This is a genomic window from Streptomyces sp. NPDC037100, assembly GCF_055606225.1.
This window is the reverse complement of record NZ_JBVJSX010000008.1, coordinates 1-14,081: the sequence shown is the minus strand read 5'-3', so window position 1 is coordinate 14,081 and position 14,081 is coordinate 1. Positions and strand designations below refer to the sequence as shown.

Here is a 14,081-nt window from a genome sequence, read left to right as displayed (position 1 = left end):
GTACCACGAGCGCGGACGGCACACCGTCAGGCAGTCGCACGATTGCGCAGGCGGGCCGCGAGGACGGCGGTTGCTTCCCTTGCTCAGCTGCGCAAGGCCTTCCTCCCCGCTTTCTCCCACTGAGCGAGCTGCTGTTCCGGGACGCTGCAGCCTCTGAGGAAGGCGAGCAGCTGGGGTAGGTCCGCTGGCAGCGTCTGCCGGTTGACGATTCGAGCGGCCGTGCTGAGCGGAAGGTGGGCAGAGCCCCCGCCTCGTCGCTGGACAGTCCGTAGCGGTGGAGCCCCCTCGCGTTCGTAGAGTACGTAGAGGGCAAGGCTCAGATCCGCACGGTCCACGATCAGAGTGGGAGGCCTGCCTTGCAGACCAAGAGTGCCGCGCTGTTCCCTACGCGCGCGTTTCCACAGGTGGGACACCTGCTGAAGCGCGCGGGCTGCGTCCGCAGCGTCGGTGACGCACAAGGAGCAATAGATGGAAACCTGCTCCCATGTGGGCACGGACCGGCCCCCAGCGGTGCGCTTGAGCGTCGCCGGCGAGGGGCTGTCGGGGTGAGCCGCCATCGAGAGGTAGGTCAGCCCTGCTGAGGCCCGTAGGTCCCGAAGGTAGCGGGCAAGGGCGGTGCGGTGCGGGGGACCGGTAAGTAGACGTTCCGGGCGCGCCATGTTCAGCCACCTCCTGCACCTATTTGGGGCTGGCGGCGGCCAAAACGGCGTGCGCGAGCGCGATCAGCGCATGGCGTCCCCCGGTGACGGCGACGGTCACGGCAGCGCCGATGCCACCGCACCAGCCGAGGAAGACGGGAACATCCGCCATCGGCATACCCAGGGCGTATAGCGCACTACCGACCATGGGGAACACGGTCAGCGGCAGGATGTGGCAGACGGTCAGTCGCGACGCCGCCTGGGGGCGCGATAGGCGGGTCGGCGCACCTCGGGAGATTGGGGTTTTTGGCATGTCAGAGCCCTCTGTGGAGTTTGGGGGGATGCGCCGCACACAACGGGCGCACCCCCACCGCTGGGTGTAACCCGCCGTCTTGGAGGCGCAGTTGGCGCTACACCGCCTGCGGGCAGGGTCAGTGTCTCAGAGGCCCGTACCTGTGCCGCAATGCACCGATCCACCCCCATGACCGATACATCCTTTTAGTGCCTCCGTTGGCTTACGCCTGTCCCACTGCATCCGTGGTTCGCGGGTGAAAGCTGCGGACGCAGCCCCGAACGGGTGGACCGGTCAGCGCTCTCTGCAAAAGATCGTTTCTCCGAGCGGCCACCGACAGCGCACAGCAGCATGCCGGATTGGCTCAGTTGTGTGCAGGTCCGCTTTGCTGACTCGGCGACTCAGATGCCAGTATGTGCTGAGGTTCGCTTTGCTAGGTAGCATTTGGAAGAGCTCTCACCGCTGGGTGCACTTTTAGACAGAGGCAAAGTGACATGGCAGAAGGCGTGTTGGCGCACGCCTAAGTCAGCAGGCCGCCGCCCCGGCGGCAGCAGGCCCACTCAGGAACAGTGCTTTGCGGCATGCGTGCGGGCGACCCTCCTGGGGTCGCCCGCACGCGCGTGAAAGCAGTGTCGCCGCCGCCTTCCGGGTCGGCTTGCCTACGGCCTCGTGCAGTGCACGCATGTCCTCGCGGAACCGTCCCCACGAATCACTCGGATCATCGAACGGCAAGGACACCCCTCGTCTGCCAGCCAGGGACTGACCCTTGCTCTCGTGCGGTCCCGGCGCCGGGCCCCTACCGGACGGGACGGGGGAGGCGAACGCGGAAGGGCGGCTGGAAGCGCGTAAACACGGCCGAAGTGGAGCCATGACTGCCCGAGCTGGCCACCGCCCTGCTGTGGGTCGAGGAGAAGAAGGCGCACGGCATCATCGCGCCGAACCTGGACAGGCTCCCGCTCGAGCTGGTGGTACAAGAGGCGGCCCTGGCCCAGTGCTGGCAGCACGGCGGCCGCGCGTTCATGGCCCACCAGGGCGAGATCCTGCCCGACGACCCCGAGGACCCGATGCGCACCGCCATGCTGCCAGCCGCCGTATAAGCCACACCCGTTTCATACGATCTCCGGCGAGCAGCCATCCATCAGGCTGCGGCGCGAGCACCGCATCGGCCCTGTGCGACTGGCCGCCTCCACTGCCTACCGCGTCCTCGTCCGCCACGGCCTGCCTGCACTCGCCGCCACGGACCGGGCCACCGGCGAGCCCGTGCGCCGCTACGAACGTAGCCAACCAGGCGAGCTGGTCCACATCGACGTCAACAAACTCGGCCGCATCCCCGACGGCGGCGGTCACAAGGTTCTTGGCCGCGCGGCCGGCTGGGCCAAGCAGTACCGCCGCAACGGCACCGGATGCGCCTACCGGCACACCGCCCTGAACGACCACTCCCGCCTGGCCTACACCGAAGACCTGCCCAATGAGAAGGCCGTCACCTGCGCGGCCTTCCTCCAGTGGGCAACGGCCAGTTTCGCCGACGGCGGCGTCACCGTCGAACGGGTCCTGACCGCCAAAGTGCGTGAGTCGTCGGCCGGCCGCGCAGACGGCCCGACATGCTCTTCGCCGACCGCGGCTACGACCAGGACAAGCACGGCCGGCTCCTGCGGCAGCGCGGCATCCGGCTCCCGATCGCCGAGCGGGGGCAGTGGATGGCACTGTCCTGGGCACTTTCGGCTGGGTCGTCGAGCGGACGATCTCCGGGCTGCACGACTTCCCCCGCCTGGTCCCGGTCTTGCCGTCGGCGCCGAGGTGGTCGACGACCTCGGCCAGGGTCCGCAGCCGCACTCCGGGGCTGACGGTGCAGCCTCGCTCGGCGAGTAGTGGCCGCACCTCGCCGACGGCGCGGGTGATGGTGGAGCGGTCCACGCCGAACCAGCAGGCGAGCACGTCGTGCGTGGCCCCGTGGCGGAGGTGCACGAGGGTGGCCAGAAGCCGATCGACGAGGACCAGCCGGTGCTTCGCCCCGGCGCCGATCGCCCGCTTCCGGAGCCTGGACGCAAGCCTGGCCTGGTGCCGTTCATGCCATAACGGGCCCAGCTGGGCCACGAGTTCAGCGACCACGTCGGCCGATAGGCCCGTGATCCTCCGGTCGCTGATGATCGCTGCACGAGACGCGTTCCCCACCACACAGCCATGATCGACGATCAGGAGCTGACACCTCACTGCCTACCGTGCACGAGGTCGTTAGGGTGCGACCTTCTGATCGGGCGCCAAAGAGTTGCCAGGGGTGGGGCGGATGGCAGGCCACCGAGCTGCAGATGAGCGACAGTCCCGAGCCGAGCCACCAGCGGTAGCACCGCCCCTACGATGACCTTGTGACGACCCGCCGCACTCTCGGCTCCGGCCCGAAAGACGCGCACGGCATCCGCGCCTCCCAGGCCGACCTCATCGACGCACTGCCCGACGTCCGCCTCCCCGATCGCCTCCACGTGCCGGCGCCGTGACCGTCTGTACCACGACCCGGGCGGGCGAGGGGCGGAGCCTGCGCCCTCTCCAAGGCGTGGTGGACGCGGCGCTGTGCGCGCCGGACGCGCGATCACGCGGCTGGCACGGGGCTTCGGGCAGGGACGGTGGTGCCGACGTGGCCGGTCAGCGCCCCCGGTTGCTCCCGGAAGGGGCCGGCGTGGCGCGTTGGTCGGTACGGGTGACGGCCGGGATACGTCGCCCGGGTGCCAGTGCCGCGCGCAGGGCCGGGGCGAGGGCGTTGCGGGTCCCGGCCGGCGTGAGGGCGGCCGGGGTAGGAAGGGGGTTGAGGTACCGGATGTAGATGAGGCCGCCGAGGATGGTCACCACCGCTGTGGCGCGGGCGGTCGCGTCGCGGCCGCCCAGGAATTCAACGAGCGGGGCCAGCAGTTCGCGTTCCAGGTAGTCGCGGATCGCCGCGGCGGCCTGCGGCCCCTGGGCACTGAGCTGCCGGAAATCGCCGTCCTCCCAGAGCCCCGTCACCGCGTCGATGAGACGTTCGGGCAGCGTGGCCCGGTCGCCGCCGAGGACGTCCGCGACCGTGAGTGCCTGGGCACACTGGAACTGCATGACCTCCGCGAACAGGCCTTTCTTCGAACCGAAGTGATATGAGATCAGCGCCGGGTCCACGCTGGCGGCCCCGGCCACCGCACGCAGGGTGGTCCGCCGGTAGCCGTATTCCAGGAAGAGTGCATGGGCTGCCGACACGATCGACTCGCGGATGCGCGGGGCGCCGCGCGGCCGGCCCCGGGGGCGGGAGGGGGCGGAGTGGTCGTTATTCATCAACGTTGAGCCTCCGTCCGGTGACCGCCACAGTCAATGCCATCTCCCGAACGGGACGACGGCCGGGAGACCGGACCAGACGAAGGGACGACCCGAGACCATGCGTATCACCGTCTTCGGCGCCAACGGACCCACCGGACGCCACCTCACCGACCAGGCCCTCGCCGCCGGCCACGAGGTCGTCGCCGTGACCCGACGCCCCGGCTCGCTCACCGAACGCCCCGGCCTCACCGTGGCCCTCGCCGATGCCACCGACCCCATCGCCGTCGACGCAGCAGTCGCGGGGGCGGACGCCGTCCTCTCAGCGCTGGGCGCGCGCTTCAGCAAGGACGCCATCACCCTGTACTCGACGAGCGCGACGGCCATCACCGACGCCATGATCCGGCACGGTGTCAAGCGGCTGCTGGCCGTCAGCTCCTCCGTCGCCGACCCGCACTGGCGCCCGTCCGGCGCCCACTTCTTCAACAACGTGCTCGACCCGCTGGTGAACCGGCGGCTCGGCCGCACCCTGCACGAGGACATGCGCCGCATGGAAGCGGTGATCCGCTCCACCGGCCTCGACTGGACCCTCGTGCGGCCCTCGGGCCTGTTCGAGCATCCCGTCGTCACGGACTACCTCACCGCTGAGGAAAGCGCCGATGGTGTCTTCACCGCCCGCACGGACCTCGCCGCCGGCATGCTGCGGGAAATGGAGGAGCGGCGTTACGTCCGCGCCGCCATGGGTCTCGTCACCACGGCCGTGAAGCCGAACATCGTCAAGCTGATCTGGAACGAGGGCGTGAACAAGAAGTGATCGAGGCGCCCGGAGCCGTCGAACTCGCCCCCGCCACGAAGGCGTTCTTATCCCGCCCGCTGACCGCCACCCTCACCACGCTGCGCCGGGACGGCTCAGCCCACGTCACTCCCGTGCGCTTCACCTTCTGCGAGGCCACCGGCCTGGCCCGGGTCACCACACGAGCGGGAACCCACAAGGCCCGGAACGTGACGGCGGCCGGTCCGACGGCACGCGCTGCGCTCTGCCAGGCGGACGGATACCGTTGGGTCACCCTCGAAGGCCCCGCCAACGTCACCGCAGAGCCGCGACGCGTGGCCGAGGCGGTGAGGCTCTACACCCGCCGCTACCGCAGCACCCCACCCGCGCCGCCGGACCTGATCGTCATCGAGATCGCCGTCGACCGTGTCCTGCGCCTCAACGTCTGACTCCACGAACCGGAGAAAGGGCGCACTCACCGTGGGGACCATCCCCGTCCTCGACGCCTTCGGCCTGGGCGAGGCCGGCCTCGTCGGCCACGGCTGGGGCGGGCGGGCCTGCTCACTCGTCGACCAGCCATGGACGTGTTCGCCTGCGCCGTTGGGCCGTCACGGCCTGCCTCGCCGGGATTGGCGCCGAAGCGCATTACGGCCCTAACAGGACGCTGGACGATCTCCAGCCAGATCTGGTTCTGCGCGGTGTCGTGCAGGGGCAGGTTCCGCAGACCGGTGGCCCGTGCGGCCCGGATGCGGTCCTCGGCCCTCGCGCGCTGACGGTGCCGCAGCTCGAGGTCGGTGATCTTCCCGTCTGTCGTGTTGGTGGCGAAGGCTGTGAGCCGCAGCCCGTCGGCGTCGGTGAAGCGCAACTGGGCGCCAGGATGGGGTCGTTCCTTGCGGACGATCAGCCGCATCCCCTTCGGCCAGCTTTTGAGGACGTCGCCGTCGAGCTCGGCGGTCCAGGCGCCGTCGCGGATCTCGCCGCCCGGTTCGACAGCGGGCGTCCAGGCGGAGGCGGGGACCTTCAGGACAGCCTGGTGAATCTGCTCGGTGATCGTCATCCTGCGGAGTCAGTGCGGATCAGTGTGGACCGGCCGCGCCTATGCCTCTGAGGAAGTTGGGCCAGGGCGAGTCGGGTGACGGTGATGTGGTCGGCGGCGGTGTTGGAGCCCGCGTTCCCCGGCCGCAGCAGGGCAGCCACCGGCTCCCGGTGCCGCCGCGTCCGTGATCGACGAAGCCCATCAACGGATGGTGCCCGTAGGTCTTCTTCCAGTTGGCGGCAGCGCCCTGCTTCCCGGAGTGCGCCAGTACCACCACGCCGTCCAGGTCCACGATCACGTGGCCGTCCCTATCCGGCGCCTCATTCCGGTCCAGCTTCCATACGCACTCGCGGGCATCGGCCCGAGCAGCGCGGATCGCGTCCAGGGCCTTCGGCCCGGCAGCGGCTAGGTTGTCGACCAGACGGGAGACGGTCGGGTCGGAGGCCACCGGCCGAACACGGCAGGCTCGGCCCGCAGCATGCTGACATCTGCCAGACAGTCCCCGCCCAGCGCGACCGCGAGCGCCACATCCAGCGGGATCTTGCCCGGATCGTGCACCGCTCGAGGGCGCCGCCAGGGCACGAGCGCCGCTGATATCGCGGTATCCAGGCCACTCTTGCGGGCGGTCTCGACCAGCAGCACACTCCCGACCTGGGAGACCACCCCGTGACCGCCGCTCTCGACACGGACACGCGGGTACGACGCGCTACGCTTCCTCACCTGGAGAGCGCCTCTCATTGGGGCGGACAGGCCCCTAGACAAGCCCTATCTTCCCAGTTCAGAGGCACTCTCCAGTGATCTGACCGGCGGTTGGACATCAGCTCGCACGTGTCACAGGACCCAGGATCCAGGCAGTTCCAGCAAAGTGTCGCCGACGATCAGAAGCGGTCGCCGCGAATGCCACCGCGCGTCGTCCGCCTGGCCGCGCAGCGGCACGGTTGCCAGTTGGAAGCGGGCATCCAGCGCGTCGAGTTCCGCCTGCCGCGCGGCCCGAATCCTGTCGGTGAACACGGGCCATGCCTCCGCCAGCCAGCCGCGGCAACGAAGCATGTTCGCGTACTCCCAGACGAGTTCGGCGTCGAAGCCCTCTTCGACATCCTGCACCAACGCCTCCCACGCCTCCATCATGGCGTTGAGCGTCACCATCCCGTACCGCGCCGCCAAACCTCGGCTTGCCCGATGCACCGACTCGTAGTCATCTGCGCTGAGCACCTCCATGTCCATGGGCACAGCCTGCCAGCTGTTCCACGCCGGACGAATGCGTCACTCAACAGGTGAAAGCACCGGGGCCAAGATCGAGACCGGGCCGAGATGCAACAGCCCAGATCACAGCCGGTGGAAGCAACTGGCCATGAGGCTGATCGAGGGGCTGGTGACCAGTTCTCAAGGGCGGAATCGTCGTCCAGGAGCTGCGCGACGCGCAGGTGGTTTCAGCCTGGCTGAGGCTAAAGATCTTGACGCGCCTTCCCTCCTCAGGAAGGCAGCTCTGATCAGGAGGCCCTGGCGAGGGCGCTCGTGAGGTGCTGCCGCAATGGCTCGGATCTCGGGGTGCGTTCCATGGCCGCACGAGAGGCCTCACCCGCCCGGGCAGCCGAGCCGGGGCCTCAGGCTCACCTGGACGGCCGATAAGGGGACTGAGAGACCGACCACGTGCAGGTTCCGGTGCTGGTCAAGGTCGACGGCAAGCCTCGCAGGCCGTGGATCACGTGGTTCACCGACTGCGCCACCACCGCCCTCACCGGCGTCGCGGTCACGCCGGTACATCCGTCACGGGAGTCGGTGCTGGCCGCGCTGCGCTCCGCGGTCCTGCGCGAGGACCCCTACGGCCCGTTCGGTGGCCCGCCCGAAAAGGTGCGGGTGGACCAAGGCAAGGACCTCCGGTCCGGCGGCCCTGCGAGGTGGGTGCCAGCCCGCCCGGGGTGCGCGGCGGCCTTCTTCGGATGGAGCTGCCGGATCCCTGCGGCCGGCTCCCCGACAGCAGAGGGCCTGTATGAAGATGCTCCAGACAGTCGTCATTACGTCCACGGCGTTCGCCTGGAGCACCGTGCTGGTCGCGTCGGCGAGACAGCCGCGATGGCCGGCCTCGCGTGATCCTCCAGGACACCAGGGTGCCGACCGTCTCCCTGCACCGCCACCGCGTAGCCTGCGCAGCATCCGTATGCTCCCGGTCATGAGATTCTTACGACGGCGTGGCCGCAGCGACGCCCAACAAATGACGGGGACGCCTGTGGCGGAGGCCAAAGCCCTTTACCGAGCTGGGCGTTATGCCGACGCGGAGGCCGAAGCCCGCGCCGTGGCCAGATCGCGGCCGCGCGACGACGAGTACGCAGCCGTGGCGCTGAACATTGCCGCGCTCGCGACGGGCGCCCAAGGCCGCCACGCCGAGGCACTGGCCACCTACGACGAGGCGCTTCCTGCCTTCAGCAGGATATTCGGAGCCGATCACTGGCTGACCCTGAAACTGCGCTCGGACCGCGCACAGCAAATGATCTCGCTCGGTCAGTACACCGAGTGCGAGGCCGAATGTGCGGCCGTCGCCGAGGCCGCGGGCCGCGGTACCGGCCCGGAGATGTCATTCCTGGCAGCGGCCGCCCGCAACGGGCTGGTCTTCGCCCTCAATGCGCAGGGGCGCCACCAGGAGGCCGAAGCAGTCGCCCGCGAGGCCCTGGCCGCCCATCGCGAACGTGACCGGGGGTCCGTCGTCCTGCGACTCGGCCTGGCTCGCAGCCTCAACGGCCAAGCCCGCCACGAAGAGGCCCTCACCGAGGTGCAGGACGCCGACAAGCTGTACCGCACTCTGCCCGATGACCAGCGCCACCCAGACACGGGCGCCGTCCAACTGGTCTTCGCTATGGTCTTGTGGGGGTTGCGACGGGCTCCCGATGCCCGTCACCAGGCTGCAGCCGCTCATGATGCGTGCCAGGCTTCCTTCGGCCCGGACCACAGCCGCACCGTCGAAGCCCGAACGCTGCTCGAGCACATCGACGGCACTCGACCGTAAGCGCAGCGGCCCCGCTCAGAACGAGTCGTAGGCGCCCCTTGCGAGCCAAGTGGCCAGGTCAGTGAGCCCGCAAAGCGCTTTTCTCGCCGTGAGCGTCAGGCCCGCTCTTGACGCCCGTGCGGTACCAGCTGTCCGAATCGGCGAGGGGCCAGTACCACGGCCCCAGCCCTTCGCTCACGCCTCTGCCCACTCCTGAGTGGCTGATCGAGCGCGGCCTGGACCGCACCAACATCGTTGCCGTGCGCACGGGGGAGTGCTGGGACCCAGGCAAGCGGGCGAAGCCCGCGACCAGGGCGCAGGCCATCGAGGCGCTACGCCAGCAGGTACCGGCGTGTACGAAGTGCAGGCCGCACACGGCACTGGGCATCGAGGTCTAGGCGCTGCGCGGCCGGCGTCCTGAGCTGTGCTTGGTCTCGGCCTTCTTCGTGGTCTTCTTTGCGGCGGTCTTCTTGGCCGGCTGCTTCTTCGCGGTCTTCTTCTTCGGCATCTCGTGCACGTCTGCGTCTTCGCCGCGGGAGGCCCTGGCTTTCTGCACGGACTCGGTCAGAGCGGCCATCAGGTCCACCAGCTGGCCCGTCTTCTCCTCGGGCTCCTGAAGTTTCGGTGGCTCGCGGTGCTCGCGCTTGGCCTCGATGATCTGCTCGACGGCCTCGGTGTAGGCGTCGTGGAACTCGTCGCCTTCCAGATCGTCGCGGGTCATGCTGTCCATGAGCGCGAGGGCGCCCTCGATCTCCTCGTCGGTCAGCTCAACAGGCGGAGGCAGCAGCTCCTCAGGGGACCTGATCTTGTCGGGCCAGCGCATCGCATGCAGCACGATGACGTCGTCCCGCACCCGCAGCAGACCGAGCCGCTCGCGACCAGACCAGGCGTATTTCGCGACGGCCACCTTCGACGACCGGGCCAGGGCCATACGCAGGAGCTTGTACGGCTTGGCTGCGACCTGCCCGGACGGCTGGAGGTAGTAGCCCTCGCCGATGCGGATCGGATCCACAGACTCCAGGGGGACGAACGCTTCGATCGTCAGGCAGAGGACCGTGGCAGGTGCTCAGCGAAACGAGCCCAGGGCGTTCGGCACGCGTACACCCGCCCGTGCGATTGGCGCACAGGCGGGCATACTGGCCTGCCGACGGAGCAATGGCAGAGTCCCGAGCCGAGTGACTACGTCCAGCGCATGCCGATGTTGGAGAGCTGCTCCACGCGCTCCGGGGAGAGGGCCGCGGCCCGGCTCCGCTGGTTGCTGATCCATGCCCCCAGCTTCAGCTCCCGCTCCTCCGGGCCCTGGCCGTCCCTCTCGGCGACGATGATCCGTTCGATGTGCTTCCTGGGCACGCGAAGGTGCCCTTCGCGGTCGTAGTACTGCTTGGCGGCCTCGTAGTTCATGGCCCATTTGTCGGCCTGCGTGCGGCGCGGCTTCGGCTTCTCGTCCTCGGTGGCGGGCTCGATCCCGAGGACCTGCTCGCACATCCACTGCTGCACGGTGGTGAGCTTGTCCCAGCCCAGCCGGACCGACCACACCCACCGCCCCAGATCCTCGCCCTGATGCACGACGCCCGGCTCCATCGGCAGCTCGCCGCCGGCGTCCAGGTGCAGCCGGACGAGGTGGAAGGCGCGTTGCCATTCCACGGGCCAGGCCGGGCACCACGACGGGTCGATCTCCTCCAGCTGCTCGCGCCGCTCCTCGGACAGCGCCCCGGCCGCCGGCCCGACCGGGAGTCCTTCGGCGCGCCGCTGTTTGATCTCGGCCGCCTTGCGGGCGGCGGCCCGCGCGTTCTTCAGCCAGATCCCCACTCGGTAGCCCTGGTAGGTGGCGTCCAGCGGGGCCAGGAGGTGACCCGCTTCGGCCGCCCACCCACGCGCGGCGGCGAGTCCTTCCTCCCACGCGACGTCGAAGTGCGACCACACCATGCCCAGCTTCTCCAACTGCTGGACACGGTCATCGTCCATGTCGCCGCGGGCGTGGAAGCGCCGGTTGTCGGCGATCCACTGCCCGAGGGGGAACCCGGCGAGCGAGGCCGGCCATCCCTCGGCCTCCACTGCCTGGTCGTCGCGGCCGGGCACGCGGTAGGTGAAGGGCACCTTGAGGTTGCCGTATTCGCGGGCATAGATGACGGCGGCTTCGATGCCGCGCCGCCAGTGGGCGTGCTCGGGGTTGAGGACGCGGAGGTTGATGAATGCGGCCAGCTGCGCGGGGTCGCGGGGTGTGCTGAACTTCAGCAGTTCTCGTGCCGGTACCGACATCCGGTCGCTTCGGTCGCTCTCGCCTTCCTGCTCCCCGCTACGGCTCTGCACGCCCCTGACCCGGCTCCGTGCCTGCTGTTCGGCGAGCTGCTCCACCACGCGGGCGTCGTGCGCCCTGAGTGCTTCCAGCAGCCTTGCCAAGCCGCCGAACGCCCTCGATGTGAGCATGGTGTCGGCCGTCTCCCCGGGCCCGAGCAGTACGGGCACGACGAGGGAGGCGACTTTGCCTTCCCCGGGCTGCAGGCGCAGGGCTCGGCCGACGGCTTGGACGAGGTCGGGCATGGCGCCGCGGACGTCGGCGAAGTAGACGGAGTCGCAGTTCTTGGTGTCGACGCCCTCGCCCAGCACCCTCACCGAGCCCAGGAACCCCTTCTCCACGACCGTGCCGTCCGTAGCGATCCCGGCCGCGAACTCCTCGAGGACCCGCCGGCGGTGGCCCGGCTTGTGCTCGCCGCACAGCCAGTCGGCCCAAATCGTCTTGGGGTACAGCCCGCGATCCGCGGCATGCAGCTGCGCCGCGACATTCGGGAGGCCGGCCGCGAACGCCTCGGCCTCCTTCACGACGTGGTGGAAGACGAGCGTGCGCCGGAAGTTCTCCTCCGAGGATGCCTTGAGTAGGGCGGTCTGGAGGGCTGCGAGCCGCGTCCCGCGGACCTGCCCGGAGCGCGCATCCACGCCCAGGAGCTGCGCGGCTTGGAGCTGGGTGTCGGTGATGTCCACGCACACCACCTGGTACGGCGCGCAGATGCCGCGGTCGATCGCCTCCGACAGCGTCAGCGTGTAGCAGCGCGCACCGAACGGACCGTCCGGATCGTCCTCCATGCTCGCCACCAGCTCACCCGGCACCCCCTGCTGCTCCTGGTCCTCATCCAGCTGCCACAACCGCGGCGTGGCGGTCATGTACAGCCGGCGCAGGGCGGGGAGGCGGGTGTTGTCGTGGACGACCGCCCACGGCTTGCCCAACCGCCCCGAGGTCCGGTGCGCCTCGTCGACCACGATCAGGTCCCACCCCGGAAGGCCGGCCCGGTGTGCGCGCTCGAGCGTGCCGAGGCCGAGGGAGGCGTAGGTGGCGAACACGGTGATCTTGTCGAGGGGCCGCACCCAGTCGACCAGCTCGTCCACGTCGGTGGTGTTGGGGAAGGCAGCCTCCTTGCCGCGCAGAGACGAGACCCCAACCATCGGGCCGGTGCGGCCGCCCTCGCGCCACGCGGTTTCGGTCTGGGCGAGCAGGTCCAGCGACGGCACGAGGACCAGCACACGGCCGGCACGCAGCTCCTCGGCACTGCGTACGGCGACGAGGGTCTTGCCGGTCCCCGTGGCCATGATCACCTGAGTGCGCAGACCCGGCTCGGGCAGAGTGGATCGTGCAGGAAATTCGAGCGCCCGGAGTACGGCGTCGATGGCTTCTCGCTGATGGGGACGGAGTTCCTGCACAGCCATTCTGATCTACTCTCTTCGGCGGATCTAGACGACCGTTCTCAGACGCCACCTGAACAACCAGCATGCAGACGAGGAGGCGTTGGACCTCGGAGGGCTCGACGGAGACTGCGATACACGCCCGTGATCCGAGACACGCACAGGCTATGTCGCAGCAGCACAAACTCACAACGCTGGAGCCATCTGAATCCAGAGTCTATCGCAGAACCAAAATGAAGCAGCCATCATGAGTGAATCAACTTCGATGCCACGGGTACTCCGCACCCAAAGCCAACACGTCCATTTCGTTCCCGGGGGAGTCATGACGCAGGAGATTGAAAGCGAGAAGGGCAACCGGTTCTGCAAGGCATGTGGCACGCCGGCTGAAGACGGGAAGCTGTGCAGTCACTGCGGCACGGTTCTGGACTTCCCTGATGACGGTGGGCTGATCGAAGATCAAGGTGCAGCGGTACGACGAGACTTCGAAAGACGCACCAAGGACACCGGGCGGAGGAGCGCAGGGGGCCCGCCTGGGCCTTAAGTGCAGCGGAAGGCCCCGCCGTGGCAAGATGCCGGTATGACGATCGCTGCCCGAAAGGGTCATGCCGCGTAGGCGGCCGGGCGCCTTGCGTGCCCCTCACCCCAAGCTCTACGCATTGCACCAGCCGTACCGGATCGACCGGTTGTCGCCGCGGACGTCCGCTGCTGTGCACCGGGCTGAGCGGGAGACAGACGCTGAAGAAGTATGGCCCGGCGCTACTGAGACGGCCCTGTACTGGTGCCGGCGGTTCCTCGCCCGGCCAGGCCGGTATCTCGAGATCTCTTACGCTGTGTGTCCGTGCCCTACGGACAGCCTGGAAGACGTGACTGAGGCCAGGGAATTGCTGGAGCGGGTGGTGGTATTACTGCCCATCCCGGCGCGCCGGGAACTTGAGGCACTTCTTGCTGCGTTTGACGCGGAGCTGTGGCGCCGAACCCTCCCAGATCCGTTCGCGTTGTGTGATCCCCGACGCAGAGGTGGCAGCTGGTGGCATCACAGGCTTCGAGGAGAGCCGTTCGGATGAGGCACTGGAAAGCAGAGGCGACCCCACCCCTGCTGCACAGGACGGACCCCCCCTGACACGTAGCCAGCACGGCCCGCGGCAGCGGGCCGAAGGGGCTGGAGGCGAAGCCGGAAGGACCGTCAGGCGGGGGAGCGCAGCGGACCCGCCTCGGTTCTGAAGCGCAGCGGAAGAACCCCACGGGGGCTACGCCCCCGTGGGCTCCGGGAGCGCAGCGGACGGAGCGTCATCCCGGTTGCGCAGCAACCGGGATGAGCGGGACGCGCAGCGTCCCGCAAGCGCTCCTGCGGAACAGGAGCGCAACACCCCCGCCCACCCCCCGTCTTCACCTCCACACCCCACACCCACCTCCTA

Annotated in this window: 14 protein-coding genes and 3 pseudogenes; 8 read left to right on the top strand and 9 right to left on the bottom strand. The window is 69.0% G+C overall.

All coding sequences use genetic code 11. The features are described from left to right. Positions 1 to 83 precede the first annotated feature (83 nt). On the bottom strand, positions 84 to 659 hold the full coding sequence (locus tag ACZ7EG_RS25220; RefSeq protein WP_471083092.1) for a helix-turn-helix domain-containing protein: 576 nt from the start codon (positions 657 to 659) through the stop codon (positions 84 to 86). A gap of 19 nt (positions 660 to 678) precedes the next feature. Next, the gene (locus tag ACZ7EG_RS25215; protein WP_471083089.1) at positions 679 to 846 is read right to left on the bottom strand and encodes a hypothetical protein; all 168 of its coding nucleotides are present in this window, start codon (positions 844 to 846) and stop codon (positions 679 to 681) included. Between the two features lie 1,049 nt (positions 847 to 1,895). On the opposite strand from ACZ7EG_RS25215, the gene ACZ7EG_RS25210 reads away from it, so the two are divergent. Together ACZ7EG_RS25210 and ACZ7EG_RS25205 are read left to right on the top strand one after the other, a co-directional pair. Next, the gene (locus ACZ7EG_RS25210; protein ID WP_471083983.1) at positions 1,896 to 2,027 is read left to right on the top strand and encodes a hypothetical protein; all 132 of its coding nucleotides are present in this window, start codon (positions 1,896 to 1,898) and stop codon (positions 2,025 to 2,027) included. Beyond that, positions 2,026 to 2,487 (top strand): annotated as a pseudogene (locus ACZ7EG_RS25205) (transposase family protein); the annotation flags it as partial. The gene ACZ7EG_RS25210 and the pseudogene ACZ7EG_RS25205, both read left to right, overlap by 2 nt. 351 nt (positions 2,488 to 2,838) lie before the next feature. Here ACZ7EG_RS25205 and ACZ7EG_RS25200 read toward each other — a convergent pair. After that, a pseudogene (locus tag ACZ7EG_RS25200) lies at positions 2,839 to 2,895 on the bottom strand (transposase family protein); the annotation flags it as partial. Positions 2,896 to 3,293: 398 nt separating this feature from the next. On the opposite strand from ACZ7EG_RS25200, the gene ACZ7EG_RS25195 reads away from it, so the two are divergent. Next, positions 3,294 to 3,422 (top strand): hypothetical protein, encoded by a 129-nt coding sequence (locus ACZ7EG_RS25195; protein ID WP_471083087.1) that lies wholly within the window; start codon positions 3,294 to 3,296, stop codon positions 3,420 to 3,422. Between the two features lie 145 nt (positions 3,423 to 3,567). On the opposite strand, the gene ACZ7EG_RS25190 is transcribed toward ACZ7EG_RS25195, so the two are convergent. Next, entirely contained in the window at positions 3,568 to 4,224 is a 657-nt protein-coding gene (locus tag ACZ7EG_RS25190) for a TetR/AcrR family transcriptional regulator (RefSeq protein ID WP_471083084.1), read from the bottom strand. A gap of 100 nt (positions 4,225 to 4,324) precedes the next feature. Here ACZ7EG_RS25190 and ACZ7EG_RS25185 point away from each other — a divergent pair, with 100 nt between their 5' ends. Together ACZ7EG_RS25185 and ACZ7EG_RS25180 are read left to right on the top strand one after the other, a co-directional pair. Continuing rightward, positions 4,325 to 5,017: an NAD(P)-dependent oxidoreductase gene (locus tag ACZ7EG_RS25185; protein ID WP_471083081.1), complete on the top strand. Its 693-nt coding sequence runs from the start codon at positions 4,325 to 4,327 to the stop codon at positions 5,015 to 5,017. Beyond that, positions 5,014 to 5,424: a pyridoxamine 5'-phosphate oxidase family protein gene (locus ACZ7EG_RS25180; protein ID WP_471083078.1), complete on the top strand. Its 411-nt coding sequence runs from the start codon at positions 5,014 to 5,016 to the stop codon at positions 5,422 to 5,424. The genes ACZ7EG_RS25185 and ACZ7EG_RS25180 overlap by 4 nt, the downstream gene beginning before the upstream one ends. 26 nt (positions 5,425 to 5,450) lie before the next feature. Here the strand turns inward: ACZ7EG_RS25180 and ACZ7EG_RS25175 are convergent, their stop codons facing one another. The 3 genes and pseudogenes from ACZ7EG_RS25175 to ACZ7EG_RS25165 form a co-directional block, all read right to left on the bottom strand. Continuing rightward, positions 5,451 to 6,032, bottom strand: coding sequence for a transposase (locus tag ACZ7EG_RS25175; protein ID WP_471083074.1), 582 nt, complete (start codon positions 6,030 to 6,032; stop codon positions 5,451 to 5,453). A gap of 19 nt (positions 6,033 to 6,051) precedes the next feature. Next, positions 6,052 to 6,749, bottom strand: a pseudogene (locus ACZ7EG_RS25170) (transposase). A 93-nt stretch (positions 6,750 to 6,842) separates the two neighbouring features. After that, on the bottom strand, positions 6,843 to 7,235 hold the full coding sequence (locus ACZ7EG_RS25165) for a hypothetical protein (RefSeq protein ID WP_388762573.1): 393 nt from the start codon (positions 7,233 to 7,235) through the stop codon (positions 6,843 to 6,845). A gap of 426 nt (positions 7,236 to 7,661) precedes the next feature. Between ACZ7EG_RS25165 and ACZ7EG_RS25160 the strand changes: the two genes are divergently transcribed. From ACZ7EG_RS25160 to ACZ7EG_RS25150, 3 genes are all read left to right on the top strand, one after another. Beyond that, positions 7,662 to 8,102 (top strand): hypothetical protein, encoded by a 441-nt coding sequence (locus tag ACZ7EG_RS25160; RefSeq protein WP_471083070.1) that lies wholly within the window; start codon positions 7,662 to 7,664, stop codon positions 8,100 to 8,102. A 121-nt stretch (positions 8,103 to 8,223) separates the two neighbouring features. Continuing rightward, positions 8,224 to 9,012 (top strand): tetratricopeptide repeat protein, encoded by a 789-nt coding sequence (locus tag ACZ7EG_RS25155; protein WP_471083945.1) that lies wholly within the window; start codon positions 8,224 to 8,226, stop codon positions 9,010 to 9,012. A gap of 116 nt (positions 9,013 to 9,128) precedes the next feature. Continuing rightward, positions 9,129 to 9,389 (top strand): DUF6233 domain-containing protein, encoded by a 261-nt coding sequence (locus ACZ7EG_RS25150; RefSeq protein ID WP_471083067.1) that lies wholly within the window; start codon positions 9,129 to 9,131, stop codon positions 9,387 to 9,389. On the opposite strand, the gene ku is transcribed toward ACZ7EG_RS25150, so the two are convergent. Next, positions 9,386 to 10,030, bottom strand: a complete 645-nt coding sequence (gene ku / locus ACZ7EG_RS25145) for a non-homologous end joining protein Ku (protein WP_471083942.1) — start codon at positions 10,028 to 10,030, stop codon at positions 9,386 to 9,388. The genes ACZ7EG_RS25150 and ku overlap by 4 nt on opposite strands. Positions 10,031 to 10,170: 140 nt before the next feature. Beyond that, entirely contained in the window at positions 10,171 to 12,690 is a 2,520-nt protein-coding gene (locus ACZ7EG_RS25140) for a helicase associated domain-containing protein (RefSeq protein ID WP_471083064.1), read from the bottom strand. Between the last annotated feature and the right edge of the window lie 1,391 nt (positions 12,691 to 14,081).

What these genes read in the sequence shown, in the direction of transcription:
- ACZ7EG_RS25220 (WP_471083092.1), bottom strand. Translation starts at nt 659, where the DNA reads ATGGCGCGCCCGGAACGTCTACTTACCGGTCCCCCGCACCGCACCGCC.
- ACZ7EG_RS25215 (WP_471083089.1), bottom strand. Translation starts at nt 846, where the DNA reads ATGGTCGGTAGTGCGCTATACGCCCTGGGTATGCCGATGGCGGATGTT.
- ACZ7EG_RS25190 (WP_471083084.1), bottom strand. Translation starts at nt 4,224, where the DNA reads ATGAATAACGACCACTCCGCCCCCTCCCGCCCCCGGGGCCGGCCGCGC.
- ACZ7EG_RS25185 (WP_471083081.1), top strand. Translation starts at nt 4,325, where the DNA reads ATGCGTATCACCGTCTTCGGCGCCAACGGACCCACCGGACGCCACCTC.
- ACZ7EG_RS25175 (WP_471083074.1), bottom strand. Translation starts at nt 6,032, where the DNA reads ATGACGATCACCGAGCAGATTCACCAGGCTGTCCTGAAGGTCCCCGCC.
- ACZ7EG_RS25165 (WP_388762573.1), bottom strand. Translation starts at nt 7,235, where the DNA reads ATGGACATGGAGGTGCTCAGCGCAGATGACTACGAGTCGGTGCATCGG.
- ACZ7EG_RS25155 (WP_471083945.1), top strand. Translation starts at nt 8,224, where the DNA reads ATGACGGGGACGCCTGTGGCGGAGGCCAAAGCCCTTTACCGAGCTGGG.
- ACZ7EG_RS25140 (WP_471083064.1), bottom strand. Translation starts at nt 12,690, where the DNA reads ATGGCTGTGCAGGAACTCCGTCCCCATCAGCGAGAAGCCATCGACGCC.